General features: G+C 55.2%; 14 protein-coding genes. 5 read left to right on the top strand and 9 right to left on the bottom strand.

Features of this window, described 5'->3' with window-relative positions:
- The first annotated feature begins 371 nt into the window (after window positions 1-371).
- Complete coding sequence (locus LG294_RS07355; RefSeq protein WP_404290953.1) at window positions 372-1,013, top strand: DNA-3-methyladenine glycosylase; 642 nt, start codon at window positions 372-374, stop codon at window positions 1,011-1,013.
- Between the two features lie 201 nt (window positions 1,014-1,214).
- Here the strand turns inward: LG294_RS07355 and LG294_RS07350 are convergent, their stop codons facing one another.
- Window positions 1,215-2,627, bottom strand: coding sequence for a peptidoglycan DD-metalloendopeptidase family protein (locus LG294_RS07350; protein ID WP_404290951.1), 1,413 nt, complete (start codon window positions 2,625-2,627; stop codon window positions 1,215-1,217).
- A 684-nt stretch (window positions 2,628-3,311) separates the two neighbouring features.
- Between LG294_RS07350 and LG294_RS07345 the strand changes: the two genes are divergently transcribed.
- Together LG294_RS07345 and LG294_RS07340 are read left to right on the top strand one after the other, a co-directional pair.
- Window positions 3,312-3,893, top strand: coding sequence for a hypothetical protein (locus LG294_RS07345; protein ID WP_404290950.1), 582 nt, complete (start codon window positions 3,312-3,314; stop codon window positions 3,891-3,893).
- 437 nt (window positions 3,894-4,330) lie between these two features.
- On the top strand, window positions 4,331-6,178 hold the full coding sequence (locus tag LG294_RS07340) for a glycosyltransferase (RefSeq protein WP_404290948.1): 1,848 nt from the start codon (window positions 4,331-4,333) through the stop codon (window positions 6,176-6,178).
- A gap of 110 nt (window positions 6,179-6,288) precedes the next feature.
- Here the strand turns inward: LG294_RS07340 and LG294_RS07335 are convergent, their stop codons facing one another.
- From LG294_RS07335 to ftsY, 7 genes are all read right to left on the bottom strand, one after another.
- Window positions 6,289-11,388 (bottom strand): peroxidase family protein, encoded by a 5,100-nt coding sequence (locus LG294_RS07335; protein ID WP_404290946.1) that lies wholly within the window; start codon window positions 11,386-11,388, stop codon window positions 6,289-6,291.
- A gap of 992 nt (window positions 11,389-12,380) precedes the next feature.
- Window positions 12,381-13,064: a hypothetical protein gene (locus tag LG294_RS07330; protein ID WP_404290944.1), complete on the bottom strand. Its 684-nt coding sequence runs from the start codon at window positions 13,062-13,064 to the stop codon at window positions 12,381-12,383.
- 14 nt (window positions 13,065-13,078) lie between these two features.
- Window positions 13,079-14,836 (bottom strand): SH3 domain-containing protein, encoded by a 1,758-nt coding sequence (locus LG294_RS07325; RefSeq protein ID WP_404290942.1) that lies wholly within the window; start codon window positions 14,834-14,836, stop codon window positions 13,079-13,081.
- A gap of 324 nt (window positions 14,837-15,160) precedes the next feature.
- Window positions 15,161-17,299 carry an acyltransferase family protein gene (locus LG294_RS07320; protein ID WP_404290940.1) on the bottom strand — a complete coding sequence of 713 codons (2,139 nt, stop codon included), beginning with the start codon at window positions 17,297-17,299 and terminating at the stop codon, window positions 15,161-15,163.
- Between the two features lie 336 nt (window positions 17,300-17,635).
- Complete coding sequence (locus LG294_RS07315) at window positions 17,636-18,283, bottom strand: hypothetical protein (protein ID WP_404290938.1); 648 nt, start codon at window positions 18,281-18,283, stop codon at window positions 17,636-17,638.
- A 52-nt stretch (window positions 18,284-18,335) separates the two neighbouring features.
- Window positions 18,336-19,934 carry an SH3 domain-containing protein gene (locus LG294_RS07310; RefSeq protein WP_404290936.1) on the bottom strand — a complete coding sequence of 533 codons (1,599 nt, stop codon included), beginning with the start codon at window positions 19,932-19,934 and terminating at the stop codon, window positions 18,336-18,338.
- Window positions 19,935-20,158: 224 nt separating this feature from the next.
- Window positions 20,159-21,349 (bottom strand): signal recognition particle-docking protein FtsY, encoded by a 1,191-nt coding sequence (gene ftsY, locus LG294_RS07305; RefSeq protein ID WP_404290934.1) that lies wholly within the window; start codon window positions 21,347-21,349, stop codon window positions 20,159-20,161.
- Between the two features lie 186 nt (window positions 21,350-21,535).
- On the opposite strand from ftsY, the gene LG294_RS07300 reads away from it, so the two are divergent.
- A complete protein-coding gene (locus LG294_RS07300; RefSeq protein WP_404290931.1) occupies window positions 21,536-22,789 on the top strand; it encodes an MFS transporter in 1,254 nt (417 codons plus the stop codon).
- Window positions 22,790-22,896: 107 nt separating this feature from the next.
- On the top strand, window positions 22,897-25,065 hold the full coding sequence (locus LG294_RS07295; protein ID WP_404290929.1) for a cell wall-binding repeat-containing protein: 2,169 nt from the start codon (window positions 22,897-22,899) through the stop codon (window positions 25,063-25,065).
- 38 nt (window positions 25,066-25,103) lie between these two features.
- Here the strand turns inward: LG294_RS07295 and LG294_RS07290 are convergent, their stop codons facing one another.
- Complete coding sequence (locus LG294_RS07290) at window positions 25,104-26,423, bottom strand: glycosyltransferase family 2 protein (protein ID WP_404290927.1); 1,320 nt, start codon at window positions 26,421-26,423, stop codon at window positions 25,104-25,106.
- Between the last annotated feature and the right edge of the window lie 18 nt (window positions 26,424-26,441).

Below are 26,441 nucleotides of genomic sequence, written 5' to 3'. Positions count from 1 at the left end.
TTTATATGCACGCTGAACGAGCCGGCAGCTGCGTGTTGCAACTGCCGACCCGACGAATTGCGTTTCGCAGTACTTAGAGCCATTCGTTGCTTACTGCTTGGATCTGGGGAACGGTGGCCGAGGCGCCAATATTGGTTTCATAGCTCGGCGAGCCGGAGAAGATCGCGGCGGAAGCGCGTTCGGCATCAAATTACCGTGCAGAAGTCCCCGGCCGTCAAAGACAACCAGCGTGCAAAAAATTGTTGGACCGGTCAGGAGCTCTTTATTGCCACTCAGTCGCGGGTGTGAGTTTCAGAGCATCACTTGTGTCCGGAAACGGGGGTCTTCTGCGCGGCGACCAAATTCTAAGCGAGCCTTGGCATACTTGAACGATGGACCGAGATCTTCTTACTCCGGATGCTTTGCACGTCGCCCCGAGGTTGCTAGGAGCCTTATTCTCCGTGGATTCCCCTGAGGGGACGGTGACTCTTCGCATCACCGAAGTTGAAGCCTATATGGGCTTGGGCAGTGCTGGCCCGTATGATCCCGGCAGCCACTCGAAGGATCGCCGCACCGAGCGGAACTCGTCGATGTTCTTAGATCCCGGGCATGCTTACGTGTATTTCAGCTACGGAATGCACTTTGCGATCAACTTCGTCTGTTCGCCACAAGGTGCTGCCTCAGGAGTTCTGGTTCGTGCAGGTGAAATTGTCGAGGGCGCGGAGATTGCGCGGGCTCGCAGGCTGGCACGAATAGTAGAAAGCAGCTCGATACTCGCAGATACCCAGCTGGCCCGCGGTCCAGGAAATGTGGCACAGGCGTTGGGGATTAACCGCATTGATCACGACGGAAAGGACCTTTTCGCCGCGCCTTTCCAGCTGGAAGAACCACGGAAAGTGCCGACGCGCATCTCTGTCGGTCCGCGGGTAGGTGTGGCAGGAATCGCAGGTGGTCCCGAATTTCCCTGGCGGTTCTGGCTACCAGGAGAACCTACGGTATCTGCCTTTAGACGTGGCAAGAATGCCCCGCAATAGCACGCCGATATTCTGACTCCAGTCCGCGGCCCTTCGGCTGGACCTACCTGCAGTACTGACCTGTAAGCCAATTCCCCATGCGCGTGTCCAGGACCTTGCACCCGAAACCCGCAGTATGTCTCAAGCCCCGAGGATCTTGAGCTCTGCGGATGCAATCGAAGCTCAGGGCGCTAGGCATAAGCCGTTGCAAGCTCAACTGCTTCACTCTTCTGGATCAGTCGATTCTGGCCGCTTCGCAGATTTTTCTTGAGCTGACGAGTCTGGCGTTTTGGACTCATCGGACTTTAGCGTTGGCAGCACCTTTGAATCCGGCACTTTAAGCAGCGGCGCGGAGGCACTCGGACTAATCTGCGTTTCCGGGGTCACCTTCGGAGGCTGACTCGGCTTCGCGCTAGGAGTCGGCTTTGCGGATTGCTTTGGCGCTTCGATGCTTGGAGCTGACTCCTTGGGCGAATCACTTGGAGATTGGGTCACCTTCGGTTTCACCGTGGGTTCTGCTGACTTCTCCGGAAGCTTCGTAGGAGAGGGAGTCACACTCGGAGACTTGCTAGGGCTTTGAGTTGGCTTCTGTTCTTCACTCTGGCTCGGTGAAGGAGAAGCTGACGGTTTAGCCGAAGGTGATTTGGAAGGCTCTTCCGACGCTGACGGAGTAGGTTTCGCTGACGGCGACTTCGAAGGCGAAGGAGTTGGTTTGACCGACGGCGACTTCGAAGGCTTAGTGGATTCCGATGGCTTTGGCGAAGGCTTTGCCTTTGGCGTGGGCTCCGATTTCGGCTCGGGTTCCGGCACTACCGGGGTGTCGTCCTTCGGCACTACAACGTCAGGATTCTGTTCCTTGCGTGATTCCTTGCTTTGACGGTCATCATCATTTTTTGAAGAGCTGTTTTTGTCGCCTTTAGGAGCGCTTTTGGCATCTACGGTCAAACGCGAGGAATCGATCATCGCCTGACGTTGGCCAGGGATCGATGGCAGATACAAACGTGGATCGGTCCAGCGCCCGTTGACAAGCACCTCGAAATGCACGTGACAGCCTGTGGAGTTTCCGGTCGTTCCTGCAAGCGCGATGACTTCACCTTGCTGAACTCTTTGACCCACCTTGACCAACAGCTTTGAGTTGTGGCTGTATCCAGTTTGGACGTTATGCTCATGGTCGATTGTCACGCGCATTCCGGAGTGCCCCGCCCATCGAGAAACGGTGACGGTTCCCGATTCGCTGGCGTAGACAGGTGAGCCGCAGGAGATTGGATAATCTTGGCCAATATGAATCTGGTTGCCAGGTCCCGTCGGGTTGGCACGCCACCCGTAAGGGCTGGAAATACGACGCGTCGTAACTGGGTGCATGAGTTGCAGGTTTCCAGGGAGCTGCCCGACTGAACTCAACCTCCCCACGAGTTGCGCCCTTTCGGCGGGTACTTTCGTATCGCCTTGAGTCCTCTGGTTGACCGTGGCGTTAGAACCGGAGTTCTCGTCCGCACCGTTTGCTTCCCAGACATCGAGCGGCATGTCCACGGGACGTCCGTCGATGGCCAAGGCTTTGCCCGATCCCCCGAATATGGCCAGCGGTGCAAACTCGCTAACGACAATTGGGTAGCTATCTAGGCTACTGGCCTCCAATGAGCCCACCACTGTTGGAATGGTTCCGTTTCTGACTTCAGCCGGTTGGGCGAATAGCGGCCAGCCAAGTGCTCCCGTAAGACAGAGCGCGGACAGCGCAGAAGTTCCCCAGAGTACCAACGGTCTTTTCCGCTGAACGACTCTGTGTCTGGGCAAAAAATAGGTCACATGATGACGACGTTTCACAATAATCCGGTCCCCCCAAAGCACGAATTGATTGTAGGCTTCAAGACTATGCCGAATTCGAAAAGTAATCTAGATATGGGCGAAAATAATCCAAATTCCTACTCCCGATATGCGGGTTTGAATTTAATCGCTTCAGATCAGAGGCACACATTTCTTCCGTTCTTGGGAATAAATTTTCACGAAAATATGCCGCATCACCTAACGCCAACACTTTGGTGTCTAAATCGAAAATCCTGCTATATCTGGCAGGCATTGCGAAAACCAAGAAGTTACACAGGCCCACACATGGATTCTCCGAGTTGTTTACCATCCTCGGGCGCTCCTCCGTGAAAAAGGATAAATTCTTGCACTTCTTACTTCACTTCTTTACAGGGCCTAAAGAGTAAAAATAGCAGCCGTATGCCGCGTTGCGAGGAAGAATTCTAGTAGATGGTCACAATTACGCTTCGATGCCTCTAATTCATGTTCAATCTAGTGATTCATTGGGATACTTCGAATATGGAATATTTTCGCTTGGGGGAAAAGATATTTGCTGCGGTTGGCATGCTTGCCTTATGCATTTCGACTGCTTCGTGCACAACTGGACCAACTTCGGATCGCGGCGAACCGAACGCCCAATCTAGCGTTAGCCCTTCAACCGGGATCACCACAAGTACAGACCCAACCCCGGAAACAAGCAGACCAGTTGCCACGGCGACAGATCAACCGATTTTGACACCGAAAGCCAGCGCGACACCTACTTCTTCAACCACAGAGCCGGGAACAATAGCTGGTTCAAATCAAGGTGAAATTTTCATCGACATCCAAGCTAGTCCAATGCCACCGGATGTTAGGTGTGAAGGTTTTGCGTACAATTCCGATGGCGTGAATTCAGGCGGCGGTGCTTTAGTCGGTGCAACGCTAAAGCTTGGCTCAGTTTCCGCCACTGTGCCCACGCGGGTGACCCTGCTCCCTGGCAATTACGAAGTCAGTATCGACTGTTCATTTGATAGCAGGCGTTGGAGCGGCACTAGTGAGCAGACCTCGGTCGCGGGCGGTCAATCCTCGGATCTCCAGATCACGTTGAGTGAATCAAAATAACGTAGTGTGCTTTTGAAGTTCTTCGGATTATGAGTCCAGGATTTCACCAACGGCAACTGCCGCCGCGGGTTGGTGTCCACACCATCGCTTTGGAGCAGATACGGCTTCCTACTAGTTATGTCGCAGATCTGCCGACAGCTACGATGGGTTCTACGGAGCCAAGAGACTAATTCTGGCTTGATGAACGACACAAACGCAATGGCTCTCAGGATTCGCCCTTCCATGACTCCTGAATGCAGGACCTGTGAGTAAGCGCCTGAGAAAACATTCAACAGAGCTCGCTGCATTTCGACTCAGCTTTCAATGAAGATCTAGGTTTCAGCACAGGTCCATGGGACGTGGATTCACGAAACACCAGAAATGAATTTATTGCTGACGGTTCTTGGCTAGGCTGAAGATTAGAGACCGACATGCAACCATCTGTGAAAGTAGCTGTGATGATCAAGGAATACCCACCGGTTTCGGCAGAACATTTGATCAGTGTTCCTGACAATTACAAACCAGGTGCCCTACCCACGCTGATGGTGACTTGGACTGTTGACGAAATATTCGGTGGAATGACCAAGATGTGCCTCGACCGCGCCCATATTTTCCATGAGCGCGGAGTTCCATCTGCCGTTGTGACATTTGCTCCGAATCCAGACTTCGAAGTGACGCGTCGGGCGCTGGTCGAGGCCGGGAAACTCAACGCGAATGTGCCCATCGTCAACTTGCATGAGTATTACGCCCAGCATTTTCCTGAGGACGCCGCCTCCGGTTTCAAAGCCAGTGACCTGGACGGATTTCAATGGATAGCTGCGGAAGAGATTCACCGTTCCGATGACCAAAGCCTTTTATCCCGAGACTTCACAATTGATGCTGAGCCGGAACTACGTTGCAGGGAGTACTACCGCAGAGATGGCAGCCGCTACATGGTTGACTGCACACTTCCGCAGCTCAACGATTCCTCCAAGAAAAGACGAGTCCTGCAGTTGTTCGGCCCAGATGGTTCACCGGTCGCGGAGTTCCCAAGCGCTGCCAAATTGTACCGCCACTGGCTCTCGGAGATCATCGGTTATGCCGACACCAACCTGATAGTCGATAGCAAATATTCAGCCGCATTCCTCGGCGTTTGGAAGCATCCGTCAGCAGTCAGACTGTACGCATTCCACAGCACACATGTTGCGCCCAGGCAGAATCTCCTTACCGGCAAGCTGACAAAATCGCACGGCCCCATCATTGAACAGCGCCATGAGTGGGATGGTCTGGTCTTTCTCACGAAGTCGCAGCGAGATGCATTCACACGCAGGTTTGGCAACGCCACTAATTCCTTCGTGATTGGCAATCCGACAGAAGGTCCTGCCTCCTATCCCCCAGCTGCTGAACGGGATCCCAAGAAAGTCGTTTACGTTGGCCGACTATCGGCTGGAAAGAATGTCAACGAAGTCATCGATATCGTCCACTTATTGGTTCAGTCCGGTGAAGCGGTGACCTTGGACATCATTGGCGATGGCGTGCAGCGTGACGCCTTGGAACGGCAGGTTCGAGATCTGGGTCTCGAAGGAACAGTCAATTTCCTGGGCCACATATCCTCGGTTGCCCAGCATCTGCAGAAGGCAACCGTCCTGTTGCTGTGCAGCAGCTACGAAGGCCAATCGCTGGTGATGCTCGAAGCCCAGGCCAACGGTTGCATCCCGGTGACTTACGACGTCGATTTCGGGCCACGTGATGTCATTGAAGATGGCGTTTCGGGCTACCTGGTGCCTTTCGGAGAGAAAGACAGCGCGGCGGAAACCGTCTCGCAATTGTTGAAGGACGAGAATTTGAGGGCCAGAATTTCCCTTGAGGCCTTCAACCGCGCAGTGAATTTCAACAACGAGTCAACGTTCAACAGGTGGCAGCAAGCCCTTGGCGATACCCGACGCAGCCGGCAGGTGGCCCAGATGCTCGCTACGGTCAAACCGGTACTCGAAGGCATCAGATTCTGCGCCGATGGAAATCTGGAGCTCATGCTTGCCTGGGATGGTCTTCAGCTGGAATTCGATGCCATGGAATTACTGGTGGCTCCGCGAGGAGCTGCTGGGTTAGACACTCAGGCCGTGCTCGAGGCTTCGGCCATTGGGAACGGAACAGCAACGTTCACCATCCCAGGCAATATCCGTACGAATACAGATTCGAAGGAACCGCTGGATCTCAGCGTCCGGTTGCGCTCGGGCGATGCATCAGCCATCTTGCGGCTGGGTGTTCCTAAGGGCCACAGCCTCAGTCCATATCTGACCGCGTACGGAAACCTGAGCATCAAGTAGCCTCAGATCCGAACACAGCAAAAGGCGCCGCTTGCAATGTGTGAACATTGCAAGCGGCGCCTTTTTCATTCTATTTCTGGCTGATTACTCCTTGATGCGAGTCTGCCCTTCTACTCGACCGGAGCTGGCTCGGGGGCCAGGTTGGTCGGGCTTGGGATCATGCTCGTCTCGTTGGAGTAGGCCGTTTCGGCGGTCCCTTGATCATCGGTGTATTCGATGGCCAAACGGATGAACTGATTTTGCTGCCCGGTGGTTACCAAGAAGCTAGCCATAGTCGCTCCATCGCCGGTGGCTCCGTCGATGTTGCTCCAGTCGCCAGTTTCTGTCCTCTGCTGCCAGGTGTAAACGCCACCTGTCTCTTCGAGTACGGATTCGGCGCCATCTTCATCCGACATCTGGGTGGTGATATGCAAGATATCTCCAACCGAGGCTGCCTGAGGAGCAATGACCGGACCAACCGGTTCGTCATTCACGTTGGCCACCGCTTCGGTTCCTGCCGAGGCGATTTGTTCGTGAGTGCCGTTGCCGTCAATGTAGGTCACCAGTACCCGAACCGGTGCGCCAACCTCGGCGTCGGTGAGGGTGAAGGTTCCGGACTCATTCGTCTGGGTGGTGACCCAGGCGTTGGAGAACGGATCGGTTCCGGCTTCCACGAAGGACTGCAGCGAGAAGGTGAAATCAGAATCAATGCCGTCGAGGTCTTCGACCCCATCGGTGTTCGTGGTGATCTCGCCATTTTCGGTGATCGGATCGGTGATGCCAAGCACTACCTCGCCTGTAGCCTGTCCACAGGTTTCGGTGGTTCCCAATGGCAAGCAGACGACTTGGTCATTGAACTGAATGCGTTCAATGTTCCGCAGTACGTTTGACATCTCTTCGCCTTCGAGAGTGTTGACCACCTTGACCACATTGTCTGCCAGCGCGGTGACCGTGTAGTCCTCCTCGATGCCTTCAAAGACCACCGTGTCGATGTTCTCTGCTTCGTTCTCCAGCTGAAGAACTTCGCGAACCATGTGCAGTTCGCTTGGGTTGATGGTGCCGTTGAGCATCCGGGTGCTGAAAGCTGCAATCGAATCCTGGGACTCGACGGCTCCGCCCTCTGGCCGGTATTCAACACGCACGTTCAACCAGGCATCCCCGTCGACGAAGTTGCGTCCGTCGCGCGGTTCGATCAGATCGGAACCCATGCCTCCGAGGAGGATGTTGTTGTTGTGATCCCCATCGAAAGTGGTCGGGTCGTCCAGGAGGAACGGACGTGCGTATTCAGGCACATCTCCGCCACCGAGCAAGTCACGCAAGCCGTCAACCCGGTTCAGGTGATCTTGGGTCAGATGGTGTCCGTAGCCGATCGCTCCGCCGGCAGGATCGAAGGTGAGATCCACGCCGCCTTGCGAACCGCGCAGGATGTCGTCTCCGTTCCAACCACTGGTTGCTTCGGTCTGCAGGAACCTGTCACGGATGCCTGTAATCGACTGCGGCATGCCAACGATAAATCCCATGTCGGCATTGACCAGTGTCCGGTGGCCCTTGTAGCTCACCCAGTCGAATCCCAGCACTCCCGAATACCTGTCGGTGGCTCCACCGGCAACCATGATGTCATCTCCGCCTTCTGCGTCGAAGTCGTTGTTGCCACCACCGCCGATGAGGATATCGTGCCCACCGTGGTACAGGTTCGGATCATTGAACATGGTATTACCCATGTCACCTTGGATCAGGTCGCCGTTGCCGCCGTTGCCCTGAACCCAATCGTTGCCCTCGTCTCCATAGAGGATGTCCGAGCCGGTGGAACCGAGCAGGAAATCATCTCCAAGGCCACCGTGTGCTGTGACTCGATCCTGGCCGCCGAGCATGAAGTCGGTGCCCGAACCGCCAAAGGTGAGGTCCCCGACTCCGGGCCCTGGGTTCAGCACATCGTTCCCTGCTTCGCCCTGCAACCTGTCTGCGTCGCCGAAGAGGTCGGTGATGATGTCATCGCCATCCCCGCCCATGATGGCGTCGTTGCCGTCATCGCCTTCGATGCGGTCATTGCCGCCACGACCCCAGATGGAGTCATCGCCCAGTCCGCCGCGGATGCTGCTAGCCTCGTTGGTGTCCTGGATGACAATGTGCTCTGCTCCGGTGAAGCGCCAGCCATTTGCTGCCGACCCGGTGAGCCCGGCGGCGTTCAGATTCTCCTGCGTATCCGAGAGATCGAACGTCAGTTGCGGTGCGGCAAAGACATCATGCGGCACCTTCTCTGCGGTCGTGTTGCGGATGACCAGCTGCGAGAGTGAATTCGCTTCCAAGGAGTGGAAGAGCGTATTACCCAGGTTGCGGGTCAAGTAGTAGAACCTGTCACCATTTTGCAGATCCTCCAGTTGCGCCTCGAACACGTAGTTGAACGTGGAACCGAGCATGCCACCGAAGATGTATGGCTTTTCTGCAAGTCCACCCATCCACAGATCCACGTCGTTCAGTCCCGTTTCAGCTGCCGGAAGAGCCATATAGGCTGGATCAGCAGCCAATACTGTGCCGGCTGCGCGTTTTGCCTCCAGCGTATCCACCCCGGTTACCGACTCATGTGTTGAGTAGGCGGCCAGGAAGTTGCTGATTGATTCCGGGTTCTTCATTGAGAGCCTGAAATCTTCCCAGCTAGCGTATGGCTCAAGCTGCGAGTCACCGGATTCATTGAAGAACGTCTCACGAGCGGTCTGCATTGAAGGAACACCGGTCTCCCTTGCTCGGGCAAGGTTGATCGTTGGCAGGTCCAGTGGCAGACCCAGCAACTTGTTGCGCAGCGTGTCGGTGACAAACTCATCAACGCCGTTGGCCGTTTGATTGGCCAGGCCTTTGAGAATGCCGCCGGCAGATTCATCGGCAGTCAACGGCGTACCGTCTGGTGCCGTGGCGAATGCTTCAGGATTCAAGAACGCATCCAACAGTGGCATTTCGACTATCTGCCCGTTGTGTTCACGAGGAACAGTTTCACGCAACATGGAGTGCCCGAAGCGGTATACCGCGTGGGCGAATTCGGCCCTGATCGATGCATTGATGCCCGGCTGGTACGAATTCTCGTTCAGCACCGTCGGATCGATCGAAGGAGCGATACGGCGAGCGAATTCCTCAAACACCAGGTGCTGGTACTGCATTTCAGTCATGAAGCGTCCTGCCTGGTACAGGCGTTCACCATAGTTCCAGAATCCATCCTTCTGGAAACGCTCCAGCAGCTCGGCTGGCAGATTGTTTTCCAATTCGTCACGGATCTGTTCTGTCACGCGGTTGTGCTCCGAGTGGAACACGTGGTGCACGGAGGTCAGCCCGATATTCTCGTTGCCTCGACCGTCACCGGTGATGTAGTGGCTTTCCAGCTTGGCTGGATCATAACCGGATGGTCCATCAGGTGTAGCGCCATGGGCAATGTCATCAAGGAATGATGCATTAGCGGTAACGGCACCTTCGGTGGACAGCGGAGTCGCACGATTACCCGAGCGCAGGCCGTCCGAGAAAGCAACCTGTGCTTGGCCCGCCGCATCCAGAATCAAACTACCGTATGGATCGGTGTAGAGCATTGGAACGTCCAATACATCCATGTCGGTCAATTCGATGCCCAGCACGGTACGCGCTTGGTCTTTCACGTTCTTCCAAGTTGGAAGTCCTTCGCCGCCCTCACCGTTGAGAATCTTTCCGGTTGGTACCGGAGAATCATTGACCAAGACGTACTCACGCATGAATGCATTGTGCGAAGCGTGCGAACCATAGGTTTGATTCTGATCCACGAATGGAGTTGTGCGGTTGATATGTTCGCGTTGTCCATCGGTGTCATCGATCGTGGCACGGGTCAGCGTCAAGAAGTTCGTACGCGCCCCTTCCACATAAAGTGGATCATCTGGCTTCAGCGGAACGACTACCGTTCCGTTTCCACCCTTGGATACGAGATCCAATCCGTGATCGAAGAACTGGCCGAAAATGGTGAAGAGGCTCGTAGCCGAAGCCGAAAGTCCCTCATCAGTCGCGATATCCGGGATCATGAAGTTCGAACCTGGCACAAATTCGCTAGCCAATGCGTCGAGAGTCGGTCCTACAGCGACTTCTCCGCCTAGAATCACTATGGTGGCTGGCTGTAGGCGCGTCAATTCCGCTTGTACAAGCTCAGGTAGGGAGCCATTTGGTGGCACCAAGAGAACTGGTCCACCTCTGGTGCCTGCAACCGATGCGATTGAAAGCGCATCGGGAAAATTGGCCCGAGTCGTCAGGTAAACCACAGGAACTGGCGGTGTGAAATGCGCCGCCGAAATCATAGTCGCTGTTTCGATGGCAGTCTCGCCACCGATACGCTCCAGTGTCCACGCGCCTGCAAGTGCATTCTCAACTTCAACCGAAACTGCGTTCGGTCCACCCAGAATGACTACTCTAGCCGGATTTAACCGGTTGATTTCAGTCAGCACTTCAGGTGGAATGCTATCCGGCCGAACCAACAGGACTGGCGCACCATCACGGGCTGCCGGCGAAGCTACCGCCAATGCGTCCTGGAAATCACGCCCGGTAGCTATATACACCGTGTTAACGGGGTTATCGCTCACAGGGTCAGGGTGTGCATATTTGCTGATTTCGATTGCAGTGTCGTACCGGGTGACACCAGCAAGTCGTGTGACGCCTTGCGGCGCGTAACCAGCTAGTTGCGCTTCTACTGCTTCGCTAATGGCGTTTGGGCCACCGGCGATAATGATGCGCTCCGGGCTAAGGCGACTAAGTTCGGTTGCAGAAGCTTCCGGAATGCTGTTCGGGTTGACTAACAACACTGGAGCTCCAGCTGCCCGGGCGATGCCACTGACAGTTAGCGCATCCGGAAATTCGTCAACTCTCGCGACAATTACCGTGTCAACGTCGGCTGGGAAGTTAGCTTGACTGATAGCAGCAGATGTCTGAACTGCTGTTTGCCCGAAGAGTCGAGTAGCTGCACCGGAACCTTCGATCCCGGCACCCTCAACGCGACCTGCAACGGCCTCTGCAGCCTTATTCGCCACAGTCTGATCAACAATCAAGTTACTGATTGTTCGCGGTTCTGAATCATAGACAAAACCGTCGGTCTGAGCGTAGCTCGTTTGCTCACCCGGTTGATCGGTGTTGTTACCCGGAGCAAAGGGTGGCGTCACTTCGGCATCGTTGTATTCGGCGTCCAACAGACGAGGGAAAACTTCTTGTGCCGTACCATATCCGTTCTGGTCAAGCATGAGGTTGTTCCACCGCCCATCAACCGTTCGCAGACCAAATGGCAATAGCGGCGATCCAACACAAGGATCCCCGTCTAAGTCGAAGTGAGTTTGCGTAGGAATATCAAACGTGGCAGTCGATTTGCATAACGGAGACGAACTCGCATTCGCAAGCGTATCTTCAGCATGAGCCTCAGAAATCTCGATTTGTTTGATAATGAATTCAAGGTCACCTTGTGAGACGTTGAAATCCTGGCCTTCCGGCGGTGCTGCAACTGCTGCAGGGACACCTGTCATCGCCCCAGAAACAACCATCGTCACGGCTACAGCCAGTGCGCCGATTTTGGCGCCCGGAGATCCGGGCGCACCTCTCTTGCGTGGCATCTTATTTCTCCCCAAAGAAATGGTCCAGCGCTAATCGCCATTGGACCAACGAGCCCCTGGCGTGTTCCCCCAATTTATTTCCCCGCTTGGGATCCCACTCCCGAGTTGGCTTAACTATCATCGAAAATTCACTTTAAGTAAATAGACTTCGCGGAATTATTCGATATTTATCAAAATAAATGTGAAACGGTCGCTAAAGGTTGAAGTGCACCAACTAACGCCTGTGCAAATATTCAACGCTTCAACGAAACTCCAAATTTTAACCTATTTATGAAATGCTACTCTGCCCAAAAAGTAGAAGGTTAAATTAGGTTTTATCCAAACAAAAGAATTCGACACCCCAAAAACGGTGACTATTAGATACGGGTCAATGTACCGCCGAAGGGTTCTCGAAAGAATAGAATTGAGCTCAATTAGCGCGGGAATCGAACAGTATTAAATGTCCAGATTCATCCAGTGAAAGCACCATATTTTTCGGTAAAGTGAGATTGCATTGCACGCAAATAGCTAAACGCATCGATGCACTTCGCCTCGGATGCTCACTTGTGCATTCCAGCGTGAAGTCAGATGCAATCAGCGACTATATTAATGAATTCTTCGCCGCCGATCGAAAAAGAACGCAGAAGATATCATCTCGAGTAATCCCAGGTCCAGCCACCGGATTTCTCCGGGTCATACACTACTTGACCAGTTCCGTAGGGTGAGTCGAGCATCAGCCTGCCACGGACCTCGTTGCCGGCACCTACCGCAATGTCCAGGGCGTTTTCAACCTCGCAGGAGTAAGACGCCACCGTATCCAGCTGGTACGTCACTTCCTTGTTCTGGCCTGCTGAGACGCCAAAGACCGAAGCGTCTATTGGCATCAAGGCGATTTCCTCGTCCACCACTTTGGCTGCCGAGGATGCCAAGCTGGCACTTACATCAACTAACAAGAAGTTTCCATTTTCAGGTTTGATTTCCTCCCCGAATCCGCGAAGTGTGCAGGATTCAAGGACCTCGACACTGTGCACGGTGATTTCAAAGGACGGCTTCGTGGCGCCATCAACGGTTAGCTTGCCTGGTTCCCCAAGTTTCTTAATCACCTGGGCTTGAGCATCAACGAATACTTTTTCACCCGTTGCGGCGTCCGTCTTGGCTACATCAGCGAGGTGCTTTTGAGTATCAGCGGAAGTACTTTCGGCCTGCGCTTGGAAAGTGTTGCCAAGCACCAAGCCTGCGGCACCCAGTGCCAGCACACCCGCGGCTGCCAAAATGACTGGCTTCGTCCGTCGGCGACCATTGCGCTCAAGTACTTCCTGATTGGGCCTTTTCATGTGGGGTTCCTTGCCTAGGAGCGCTTTAAGAAGTCGCCTGAGGAGATGTATCGACCAGAATTTTTGACAACCTTTTCCGAGAAGGCTGTCGTCTTGTATGTCCAGGACTGAGAACCATCACTCAGTCGAACCTTCTGACGCGTGTACATGGGTTTACCTTGGTAGCGCAGCTGACTTTCATAGATGTCTAGTTTCCTGAGCATTCCTGGTCCCTTGCTATCGGAATACTGGAACTGTTCGGTCACTACCGTCTTGGGACCGTTGGTCAAGAATGTCCAGTTGCGATTCCAGAGTTGGTAGAGCGATGACTTGGAGATCCTCTGATTCATCGCCTTCTGTTGGAAACCACCCATGACGTTGTAAGCAGATTGCCCCGTGCGCAGCGTCCCGTAGACCGCCACCGAGTATGGCCCGTGCAGTCGCAGGTTGCCCTTTTCCTTGATGAATCCCGCGCTCGAGCCAACCTTGATCTTGACCCAACCGCCGTCAGCTTTGTGAGTGACGGTGACCTTCATGCCCTTCTTGACGCTGCCCACCGATTTTGCCTTTGAGCTTGGATCTTTGGCCAAGTTCAGAGATTTGGTGGTGAAGCGTGCATAGTCGGAAACGTTTTTGACCGGTGGAAGCAAGCCTGCGGGTTTTTTTCGGTCAGTCACGTCAGTCCAGACCCATTTTCCGTTGACTTTCACTTCGTCGCGTCGGTTTTTAGAGTTCCAAGTCGCCCATTGGACCTTGGTACCGCGTGTGATGGTGCCTATTTTTCTGTCTGTCGATTTATCCGCGCGATCGTAGAGATTGCCATTCTTCTGCGCATATCGATATTGGGTCTGTGGCGCTTTGCGGTTGGTGACCGCGGTCCACGCCCATCTGCCATTAAGTTTAATTTCGTCCCTGCGGGCTTTGGAGTCCCATGCTCCGAAGCGGACCTTTGTCCCGCGTCGAATGGTGCCGGTGGCTTTGCCGCTTGAGTTGTAGACCGTGCCGGTGCTTTGCGCATAGCGATACTGGACGGTCACAGCCTTGCGATCGGTCACGTCCGTCCAAACCCATTTACCGTTGACGAGGATTTCGTTGCGTCGACTACTGGCCACCCAACGGCGCACCTCGTATTTTTCGCCGACATGGACGCGCCCGACAACTTTCGACTGCTTCGGATCGGAGTGCGAGTACGTGGCACCACTTCGCTGTACGAAGCGGTAGGCCCTAGCCGGCGCTTTGCTACTCAGCTGACTGATTTTGACCCAGCCGTGGTAATGGCTGGTCTTGATATGCGCTGCAGAGCCTTGAATCTCCAGGAGTTGCACCTGAGTGCGCAGATTGACCGACCCGACGCGTCGAGTCAATTGCGCGGTGGAGTAAATCGACGCGTAACTGCGCATAAAACGTTTGGATTCGTCCTTGGTATAGGTACGAGTTTTCAGATACTGTGTCGCAGACCAACCCGTTTTTGAACCCCATTTGAGCTGGCTCCAGTTGCCTTGTTCTTTGCCGGTGAGTTTAACGACGGTCCCCTTGGGCATGACGCCCAAGGAATCGGAATTCGTGGCTGGACTTTTACGCAGCTTCAGATTCACCGTGGTGCTGGTCTCGGTGACTTTTTTCAGGTATTTCGACGGTGGAGCGTGTTCAGCTTCATGCCCCGCGCTTTGAATCCGTACGGACATGACCGGCTCGACGGCATGCGCCGAAGGCGTAAGTGACAACGGTGCCGCCAACGCGAGAAAGCCAACGATTGCCGCAACACGTTGACTGAATTTAGGTTGTTTGCGCATCAGAAAAACTCTCCACCCATAACCACCAAGTAACCGATTTATTGGTAGCGATTAAATAGAGAGTACCGCCACGATTCTGATCATAGATAGAACGGCGGCGTCCCACAAGTCTTTTGTCGACTGTTTGTAATTTGTTCATCCTTGCAAGCGGGATATCTGGTCAAACTGCTACGAGGCCAGTCACACAACGTGGTTGATTCACCTGCTGGTGTGGAATTACGCCAAAGATATAGCTGTGGATCGCGTTTCTTCCTAAGAAACGCGATCCACAACCATATTCGGATGCTTGACGCCGATCCATAGCTACAGGGCCGCAGATTGGGCTTACTGTTGCGAGGTGGCGAAAAGCTTGTCGTTGTTCAGCGCTGAGGCTAGTCGTGAATTCAGTGGTTCGGCTAGGTTTTCCGCCATGGTCTGCGACAGATGCGAGTGATCCCAATAAGCGATCACACCGCCGACTACGCCGTGGCACTTATCTTCTCGGCAGAATTTGTCGTTCATGCTAACCGACACGATATTCGGATTCTGAAGGGACTCCACGGCGTCCGCTTGAGGATCCATCGGAATCCACTCTGACGCCGCACCGCTACACTCGCTCAAGCTTTGCTCATTTTCGGCCACGCAATCGGGAAGGTTGCCCAAGGTGCTTCCGGGGAATGGGGTATCCCGAATGACCGCGACCTGCGCGCCGGTGGCCTCCCAATCACGCAGTGTCTTTTCGAATGCTTCCTTTGCTGGCGCTTCGGAACTTTCCAGATCATGTCCGACAATCGGTAGCGACTGTCGGCTAGACGAGATCACCAGGTCGTAATCGTTTTTCTCGATCTCACCGGTCACCCAACCGGCGTAGTCAGTGCAGCCATCTATGGAGGCTTGCTCGTCATATTCTTGCGGCTCGCCCATCACTGCACAGCGACTGATCAGGTAAGTGTCTAGTTCCCAACCGCGTTTTTCTGCAATGGATTTCAGCGCCGGCATCCACTGGCCGGCATGTGAGTTACCTACAACAGCAACCTTGATTTTCCCCTCGCCATAGCTGCAGACGGGACGCTCAGAATATTTGTCGCCTTGACCGGAGAAGCAGTCATCCTTGTAGATATCTGGCTTGTCCTCTTTGGCCACGATAGGGGCTGGAGCTAATTGCTGATATCTTTCCGGAATCCCTTTTTTGGCCACGCACTCATCAGATAGCCCGTTTGCTGCAAAACAATCGACGCCAACCTGGGCACTGACCCGCTTGGCTGACGCGGTAATGTCCTTGGACTCCTCCATGATGGCGCCACTCATCGAATAGAACGCGCCGGCGGCTACTGCCAAGGTCGCGGAGCCAACAACTAAGAATCGCGGAGCGCTGAAGCGTTTGGATACCTCGATGAACTTGCGAAAGCGAACTTCCACGAGCTTCTGCGTGAGTACTGACAGCACCAAGGTGAGAGCCAGCGCACCGAGCTGTGCTGCGAGCCCAAATTCCGCCACCGTGTATGGTGCGAGGATCAATATCGGCCAGTGCCACAAATAGATGGCATAGGAGTTATCACCAAAGAAACTCATTAGGCGGTTAGCCAGCAATTTGTTGGGAGACCACTTATGTGTCGAATGAGCTAGCAGCAACAGAGCGGTACCAAGTACCGGAAGGAGTGCGATGTAACCAGGGAAAGGCATTTCGCCGTCGAAGCTTAGCGCGCTAAATACGATCGCAGCCAGCCCCACCCAGGCCGCCAACAAACTCACAATATTGTTCTTTGCGGCATACGCACGTTCTCCCAACGTAGCCACCAGAGCACCCGCAGCGAACTCCCACGCGCGAGTGAAGGTCGAGAAGTAGGCGGTACCTGCATCGTTGGCCGTCGCGTAAATGGAATACCCCAGCGACAACGCAAAGATCAGTCCGACACCAGTCAAGACAACCTTGCGACGGTTCCACTTCAAACGAACAGCAGACACCATCAGCACGCCAATGAGAATCGGCCACACTAGATAGAATTGCTCTTCACCCGATAGGGACCAGAAGTGTTGGAATGGACTAGGTGAATCTGCCTCGGCCAGATAGTCGACTTTCGAGGTGGCGAGATACCAGTTCTGAAAATAGAAGGTGGCAGCTAAGGCTTGGAAACCCCAGTCCTGCCAGAGGGTAATAGGCGCCAGTAGCCAAACGCCAACTAGTGCACTAAGAATGACCAAAAATGAGGCGGGAAGCAGTCGTTTGACGCGGCGCATCCAAAAATGAGTCACGTCCCTGAGGTTTTTTGGTGGACGCTTGATGAGGTGTGTGGTGATCAAGAAGCCGGAGATCACGAAGAATACGTCGACACCAACAAATCCGCCGGGCAGGGCTGTGGGCCAGAAATGATAGAGCACCACAATTCCCACCGCGATTGCACGCAGTCCTTGAATATCCCCACGAAACACCGTTGGCTTCGTTTGGGGTGCGGTCGCGACGGGCTCAGTTTGCTGCAAACTCACGTGCGGCGGGATCCTTTGTCCGGGGATAGGTTCACGCAGCAAGACGGGGTTACTCAGCTTGCCAACGTAGAAACGGCCTCGAATAATCGAGGCCTACTTTTCATGTCTATCGATCTAATCTGAACAAAGACTGAATAGTTACCTAATCTTAGCCTCGAGCGGAAACAGTTCCATCTGTATTTTTACATCAACATCCCTACACACTCGCGCATTCAGGGCAATCCGTTCCCTCATGTATCGATCGCACTGTGATCTAACACTCAGAAAACTTCGATAAAGGAGGATGCAAAGGATCGCAGGCGCGCAAAAGGAGACTCCTTCATTCCCCTTGGGCTGTTAGAAGCCCCAAGTCCAACCGCCTGTTTTCTCCGGATCATAGATCACCTGTCCCGAGTCGTACGGAGAGTCGAGAATCAACTGCCCATTGACCGTATCGCCGGCTCCGACCGCAATATCCAAGGTGTTAGCCACCTCGCAAGAATAGGAAGCAATGGTATCCAGGTCATAGGCGATGTTCTCGTTCTCTCCCTGCGATACGCCGAAGACCGATGCATCTAGGGGCATCAAGGCAATTTCTTCATCCACCGCGGCTGCTGCCGAAGCATCGAGGGTCGCGCTAATGTCGAGCAGAAGGAAGGTACCGTTTTCGGGTTCGATCTGTTGGCCGAACCCTCGAAGTTGGCAGCTCTCCAGTGCTTGGACCTTGGTGACTGTAATTTCAAAAGATGGGACTTTCTCACCCTCGACGGTGAGCTTGCCAGCCTCACCAAGTTTCTTAACCACCTGTGATTCGGAATCTACGTAGACCTTGTCACCGGTCTGCGGATCGGTGACCGCTACATCTGCAATCTGGTGATCCGCAGTTTCGCTGGCTTGCGCCGGAGGGCCCTCGTTGGAGTTGGCCAATAGCGCTCCGCCGGTCACGGCACCGGCCACGACCAAAGCGCCAGTGGTGAGCCCGATAAGTCGTTTTTTCGTGTTCATGGTGCGGCCTTTCTGCTTGAGCCGCCCAAGGGCGGAATGGTGTTGATCTTGGCTAGGAGCGCTTGAGGAAATCTCCGGAAGAAATGAAGCGGCCCGAGTTCTTTACGACTTGTTCGGATTCGCTGGTCGTCTTATAGGTCCAGGACTGCGATCCGTCTGTCATGCCGACCCTCTGCCTCGTGTACATCGGTTTGCCGTTGTACTTCAGTTGGCTCTCGTAGACATCCAATTTACGAAGCATCGCTGGCCCTCGTGAGTCGGAGTATTGGAACTGCTCGTTGACCACGGTTCCACTGCCGTTAGTCAGAAATGTCCAGTTTGCGTTCCACAGTTGATAGAGGGAGGACCGTGCAAAGCGCTGGTCCATCACCTTCTGCTGGAATCCATCCATCAGGTTGTACGCCGATTGTCCGGTACGCAAGGTGCCGTACACTGCAATCGAGTATGGTCCGTCTTTACGGAGATCAGAGGCTTCCTTGACGTAGCCGGTGCGGCTACCGTATTTCACCCTGACCCAACCTCCTTCGGCCTTGCCGGTAATCGTGACCTTATCTCCCTTTTTCAGGGTAGTCAGGATGCTGTCATAGGGATCGCTACGCGGGGACTTGCGCAAGGGCGCACTCTTGGATCCGAAACGCCCGTAAGGTGAAACGGAAACGGTATCCGGTATATAACCAGATGGCTTCATGCGATTGGTGACCCCGGTCCAGACCCAGCGCCCGTTGAGCAGGATCTCGTCCCGGCGATTTGCCGAGTTCCATGCACCCCAACGCACCTTGGTGCCGCGCGAGATGGTTCCGACTTTTGTGTCGCTGGATTTATCGGCCTTGTTGTAGGTGCTTCCGTTTTCCTGCGCGTAGCGGTACTGCGGTGAAACATACGGCCTGTTGGTCACCGAGCTCCAGACCCACTTGCCACCGACCAGGATTTCGTCGCGGCGGTTCGCGGAGTCCCAGCGCCGATACTCATACTTTTCGGAGTGGTGGATGCGGCCAACGACGCTGGACTTGCTCTTGTCCTGATGGGAGTAGATTGGGCCGCTCTGATAGACGTAGCGGTACGTCTTAGCGGGGCGCAGCTTGGCGATCTTGGAGGAGGGTACCCAGCCGTAGTAGTAGGCCGTTTTGATTTGGGACCACGAACCACTGACGTTCAGCAGACTGACCTGGGTACGGAAATTAACCCCGCCTATTGCACGGTTATGATTTGGTTCCGCGAAGATTTGGGTGAATGAGGTCATGTACCGAACCGACTCGTCTTTTGTATAGGTCCGAGTTTCCAAATATTGGCTGGCGGCCCATCCAGTTCTGGATCCCCATTTCAATTGGCTCCAAGTGCCGTCCTTCTTGCCGGTCAGGGTGACGACAGTTCCCATGCTCATCACCCCATAAGAGGTGGAATTCGTGGTCGGCTGGGAGCGCAGGTTCAGGTTGACCGTGGTTCGCGTCTCGGTGACTCGTTTGATGTATTTGGACGGTGGAGCATTTTCGGCGTCAAAGACGCCGGTCACTACACGAATATTTTTTGATTCAAGCCCAGAATTTATTGGAGTTGCGGCGGTGGCCGGCGCGGTCAACCCGAAGGTCAGCATGGCGCACAAAGTCACCCACACCGTCAGCGAGTAGTGGGATTTTAGATTTGCAGGTGCCATGAAATGATCCTTTGATCCCCACGCCATTGAGGGAGTCCCTGGTGCCCGGTGTCGCCATAAAAGGCGCACCGAACATGTGGCCTCCGATCATAGGCCTATCATGCCATTAGTACAACACTTGTATCTTTTAGTTCTTGGCACAAGGCCAATGCCTGTTAACGCAAAAAGACACCATGCCCGGTACGTAAGTACGGGGCACGGTGTCTTCTGCTGACTGTTGAAGATTAGTCTTCGAGTAGCGCGTCCACGAATGCTTCCGGATCAAACGGCGCCAGATCATCCGGGCCCTCGCCCAGGCCTACAAGCTTCACCGGCACACCGAGCTGGCGCTGGATGGCTATGACGATACCGCCCTTGGCGGTGCCATCAAGCTTGGTGAGCACGATGCCTGAAACATTGACTACCTCGGAGAACACCTTGGCCTGGGCCAAGCCGTTCTGGCCGGTGGTTGCGTCAAGTACCAGCAGTACCTCATCAATAGCTGCCTTCTTCTCGACCACGCGCTTGATCTTGCCAAGCTCGTCCATGAGGCCAACTTTGTTCTGCAGGCGTCCAGCGGTGTCGATCATAACGATATCGACTTCCTGGTCGATGCCGGCCGAGACAGCCTCGAAGGCTACCGAGGCAGGATCTGCGCCGTCAATGTCCGAACGAACGGTCGGCACGCCGACGCGGTCGCCCCAGGTAGCCAGCTGCTCTGCTGCTGCGGCACGGAAGGTATCCGCGGCTCCGAGTAATACGTCCTTATCCTCGGCGACCAGCACGCGAGCCAGTTTGCCGATGGTGGTCGTCTTGCCGACACCATTAACGCCTACCACCATGATGATGCTTGGACGGTCTGGATGCGGGGCAGGCAGGTAGCTGCGGTCAAGGGATGGGTCCACTAGCTTCAGCAGCTCTTCGCGGAGCATTGCCTTCACGCGCTGCGGGTCACGGCTGCCTTCGACCTTGACTCGTTCACGCAACGCGTCAACGAGTTCAAGTGCTGGTTCGGTGCCGAGATCTGCCAACAGCAGCGTCTCTTCAATCTCTTCCCAGACGTCCTCATCAATTGAGTCCTGGCTGAGCAGGGCCAGCAGACCCTTGGAGAACATGCTGTTTGACTTGGTCAGGCGAGCGCGCAATCGCGCCAGGCGTCCTTGAACTGGCTCCGGAACGTCCAATGCTGGCGCGGCGGGAACCGCCGGCTCAACTGCAGGTTCTTCGGTCAGTACTGCGCCAGTTGGGCTCTGCCCATCTGCCGGGGTATCGCCTTGCTCGGCTGAGGACGCGCTGGTTGGCGAATCGTCTGCGTCGCGCTCGGAAGTGTACGGAGTCTTGGGCTTGCGCCCCTTGGCCACGAACGCGATGACACCAATGGCCACCACGGCGATGACCGCGACAATGATAATGGTAAGTAATAGCTGATCGGTCACGAGTGAAATTCTCTCACAGTCTTGCAATGCCCATGCTCTTAGGCCTCGCACGAGTCCTCGGTCACCTGTTGGGCACGGCTTTGCCAAGACGGCATAGACTTGCTGTGGCCCTACCGCCAGTAGTTTTCATTGTCCTGAAGAAAGGTCTAACCACGCTGTCGTGATGACAGTTTGGAACCGGTCACAATGCAACGTCAACGTTCGACTAAGCCACGTCCTCCAATCCCCCGCGAAATCGCGATCCTTTTGGTCGCAGCGTTCATCATCGCCTTGGGCTTTGGGCTCATTGCACCGATCTTGCCGCAGTATGCGGTGAGCTTTGATGTAGGCGCTGCAGCCGCCAGCGTGATTGTGAGTATCTTTGCCTTTACTCGGCTGATCTTCGCTCCGGTCGCAGGCGTGCTGGTAGGCAAGCTAGGCGAACCACGCATCTATGTCACCGGTGTCCTGCTGGTTGCGCTGTCCACTCTGTTGTGCGCGGTGGCCCAGGACTACACGCAGTTGCTCATTGCGCGTGGGCTCGGCGGTTTCGGTTCCACCATGTTCACTATCTCGGCCATGGCGCTCATTGCCCGTCTGGCACCGAATGAATCGCGAGGCCGAATCTCCGGCATGTACGCCGGGTCGTTCTTGCTGGGTAACGTGATAGGTCCCGTGCTGGGCAGCCTCCTGGCACCTTTTGGCATGCGAATCCCCTTCGTCATCTACGGCACCGCTCTGGTAATCGCAGCAGCGGTAGTTTATTTTGCGCTGGGGCGCAGACGCGATCTGGACAAGGATCCAACGAAAAACGGTACCGCCTCAGCGGTGGAGGTAGTCACCACACGCGAAGCATTGAGTTCTCCTGCCTACCGGGCCGCCTTGGCCTCGGGTTTCAGCTACGGGTGGATGGCGTTTGGCATTCGCACCAGCATGATTCCGCTGTTCGCTCTCGCGGTCTTCGGCGAGGACCTCGGTCCAAAGGTCGCCGGTGTTTCACTCGCCATTTTTGCCGTCGGCAATGGCGTCGCCCTGACCTTCTCGGGCAAGCTCACGGATCGAATTGGACGAAAAATCCCAATCCTCATTGGCATGACCGTGTTGCTCGGTTCCATTGTGGCAATGGGCTACTTCACTTCATTGACCGGGTTCATTATCCTTTCGGTTTTGGCTGGTTTTGGCGGCGGTATTTTAGGCCCAGCCCAACAAGCAGCCGTAGCAGACGTGATTGGTTCCGGACGCAATGGCGGCAAGGCACTGGCCGGTTTTCAGATGTGCACAGACCTTGGAGCAATAATTGGCCCGCTGATCGCCGGTGCCATGGCAGATGCCATCAGCTACCAGGTGGCGTTGAGCGCCTCAGGTGCTGCTTGCCTCATTGGCGTAGTTGCTTGGCTTTTGGTCCCTAAAACTATTCACCCAGTCTCCGTTGATGCAGAAAACGCAAACCATGGCAAATAACTAACGGATAACGTAGCCCGACGCCGAACAGGGCGACTTTCGTTTGTCGGCTTTATATACTGTATGGAATCACCGTTTACACACTCGTATTCCTTACAGGAGTTTTTATGCCTGAACATCGCTTAGCTGGCACGCGCCTGCTTGCGTTATCCCTCGGGGCAGCATTAGTTTTGCCGCTGGCTGCAGCAGCACCTGCCGTGGCAGCACCCGCAGAAGAAACTACCCCTACCGTTTCCTCCTCCCCCACGCCATTGCCGAGTAACTCAGCAGAGCCAGCGAACCCCGAACCTTCGCCTTCGGTGTCAGCAAGCGCGCCTAGCTTTGCTGGATCCCCTGCCAAGGCTCTTGAAGAAGGCTTGGCTCAGAGCACCGATCTTTCGGCCAAGGAACGTATTTCCTTGGCGGATCTGGCCTTAGACGCCCTCGGCGAAGATTTCATTGACGCGACCATGGGTCAGGGCCAGAAGCGTATCGATGAGTCTGGCGATCCAACCGCTCCGACACTGGCAGAGCTGGCCGACCTCGCGCAGGAGGTCGCGGCCGAAACCGAACAGCAGCAAGAACTGAATATTGCGGTGCCGGGGTCACTCGAAGAACTTCGCACCTGGCGCCCACCGGGACCGTTGGGTATCGATGTATCCCATCACCAAGGGACCGTCGACTGGACGCAGGCCTATAAGAATGGCGCGCGTTTCGGCTACATCAAGGCGACCCAGTCATGGCCTTCCAGCCTCTTCAAAGACCCAAAGTTCAATACTAACTACGCGGCCTCTGCCGACGCAGGCGTCATTCGCGGCGCCTACCATTTCGCCATGCCTGCTCACTCTTCCGGCGCCGCTCAGGCCAAAGAATTCCTGGCCAATGGCGGCGGCTGGTCAGCCGATGGCAAGACCATGCCTCCGCTGCTGGATATCGAGTGGAACCCGTACTCGGCCAAGGCTTACCCGCAGGGCAAGGGCGATGTCTGCTATGGCATGAGTCCAGCCCAAATGGTGAACTGGATCAAGAGCTTCGGCAATACCATCAAGGCGAGCACCGGACGCCTTCCAATGATCTACACCGCCCAGTCGTGGTGGGATAAGTGCACCGGCGATTCCGAGGCTTTCAAGTACTGGCCGCTGCATGTTTCTGTCTTCCCCACCGCTGATGTTCCCAAGAATCCACGTGAGCTTCCCGAAGGATGGAAGACCTTCAACGTGTGGCAGTATTCCTCGAATTCGAACCTCATTGGCAACACGAAGAACGTGGATGCCAATGTATGGAACGGCAACCTCACCTCACTGCGTGACTTCGCCAAGAACACGCGCAGCACCCCTTCCCGAATGGTGACCTCATATCTCGGCAATGCCGACGTATGGCCCACTCGGCTGGAGCCCGTTCGCCTCTATGGGCACCGCTGGTTCGATACCCCGGTGGCGATTTCCAAGCGCACCTTCCCTTCCTCGGCTTCTACCGTGGTTGTCACCTCCGGTGAACGCTTCCCTGACGCTCTCGCCGGTTCACCCCTGGCGTCATTGAAAAATGCACCGCTGCTCTTAACGCAGAAGAACTCTTTGCCGTCTTCCGTAGCCGCGGAGCTGAAGCGGCTGAAGCCCAAGAACATCATTGTCCTTGGCGGTCCTATTGCCATCAGCGAGAGTACCGTCAAGAAGATAAAGGCCTACGGACCGGTGACCCGGGTTTGGGGACATGACCTCTACGACACCAGCGCGAAGATTTCCAAGAATTGGAAGTCCTCCAACCAGGTCTTCCTGGCAACGGGCGAACGCTTCGAGGATGCCATGTCGCTGGCTGCGGTAGCTTCCGGTCGTGAAGCGCCGATGCTGCTGACCAAGAAGGCCTCGGTTCCGGCGGCAACCATCAGCGAGCTCAAGCGCCTGAAGCCAACTCGTGTGTACCTGGCAGGTGGTCCGCTCGCCATATCGGCGAAAGCCGAACGCCAAGTACGCAATGCGATTCCGAACGCAAAGGTGATCCGCTACGAGGGGGCCACGCGTTATGACACTAGCGCACTTATTGCCAAAACTTTCTGGCCTAAGGGTTCACAGCGTCAGTTCGTGGCCACGGCTGACGATTTCCGTGACGGGCTCACCGGTGCCGTGATTGCTTCTTACAATGATGCGCCCTTGTTGCTTACTAAGAAAAGTTGCATGCCCACTTCGGTAGCCAGCGCCATGCGTTCCATGAAGGGTTGGACCAATGTCTTGCTCGGCGGACCGGTGGTGCTGGACGAGACCGTGGCCTATAAGAAAAATGGCCAGCAGAATATCTGCTGACCATTTTAGTTAGGTAGTTCCGAGAGGCTCAGCGGTATTTAACTTCGCTGGGCCTTTCGCGTATCCACGCTCAAGTATCCGTTCGCGGTGCGGTATACCCGCACACCCTCGTGGACCACTTCGCCAGCTTCCTCCGAAAGACTGATCCGGCGGCGGTCCTTATCGGAGTAGTGGACGAGCGCATTGCCCAAGCGCTGGATCTGCGCTATCAACGCGTGGTTCGCGAACTGTGCAACGTACGTGTGGGAATCGGATGCCACAAGCTCGGCTTTCACTGATTTTTTTGACTCGCGGTCTTCAAAAAGCAGGGCGCTAGGTGTTGGGGCTCCGGCCGGAGAGCTCATCACGACCTCGAGAGTCGAATCAGAAGCGCGGATCTTCTCCACCTTCGGATTGGCGGAGGCCTCAATTTCGGCGGTGGCCAGACGTTCTAGAGCGGCCAGGTCTCCGCGGGCGATGAGCTCGACTTTAACCAGCCGGGCGGGGTTGAACACCGCCTCGCGGTCGCTAGCGATGAATTCATTGAGGTATTTCCGGTGATTGTCCACCCAAGCTTGGCGTGCCCCGGGAGCGTATTTCATGAAGCGCCGTCCTTCGTAAAAGGACAGGGCCTTGCGCGTGAACAGTCCAGCAATGAGGCGCCGAGTATAGGCTTCATCGTGTTGGGTGTGGTTGCGTACCGTCTGGGCAATGTGGCTTAGCGAAGCGACGTAGCCGGCCGGGTCGATTTGCCCCACACTGATATTCTGCCCATCCGCGCGCAGCCGGATTTCGTAGTAGTCGTAGTCAGCGAGGATGCTGATGCGTTCGGCCGCCACGTATGCTTGGACCATCGCCATGCCGTCTTCCAGCCGCACTTTGTCTTCGCGGAAGCGGATTTGGTGCTGTTCGAGTAACTCGCGTCGAATCATCTTTTGCGGTGATAAAGAGGCCAGGACGAATTCGAGGGAGATCTCCGGACGCGTCTTGGCGAAGAACCCTTCTTGGACGCGTCGCCCGCCGATTCCAACCATCCTCGGTATGAGGATGTCGAGGTCATGGGTTATGGCGTAGGTGGTCATACGCCGAAGGGCTTCGGAGCCCAAGCGGTCATCCGCGTCGCAGAAGAACACGTAGTCACCCCGGGCCTGGTCCATGCCGACGTTTCGGGGTTTGCCGGGCCAGCCGCTGTTTTCCTGATGGATGATTCGGAAGTTGGCGTTCCGCTTGGCGTAGATATCAAGAATTTCATCACCGAAGTCCGTGGATCCATCGTTCACTGCGATGACTTCGAACTTCTCGGCTGCCAGATCTTGGGTCTCCAGCGAATTCAACAGCTCGGTGAGGTATGGCATCGAGTTGTAGACGGGGATGATCACGCTGATTAGTGGCGCCGT

The organism is Glutamicibacter arilaitensis, from assembly GCF_044793945.1.
Taxonomy (GTDB): Bacteria; Actinomycetota; Actinomycetes; order Actinomycetales; family Micrococcaceae; genus Glutamicibacter; species Glutamicibacter arilaitensis_B.
This window is presented reverse-complemented; position numbering and strand designations above follow the sequence as displayed.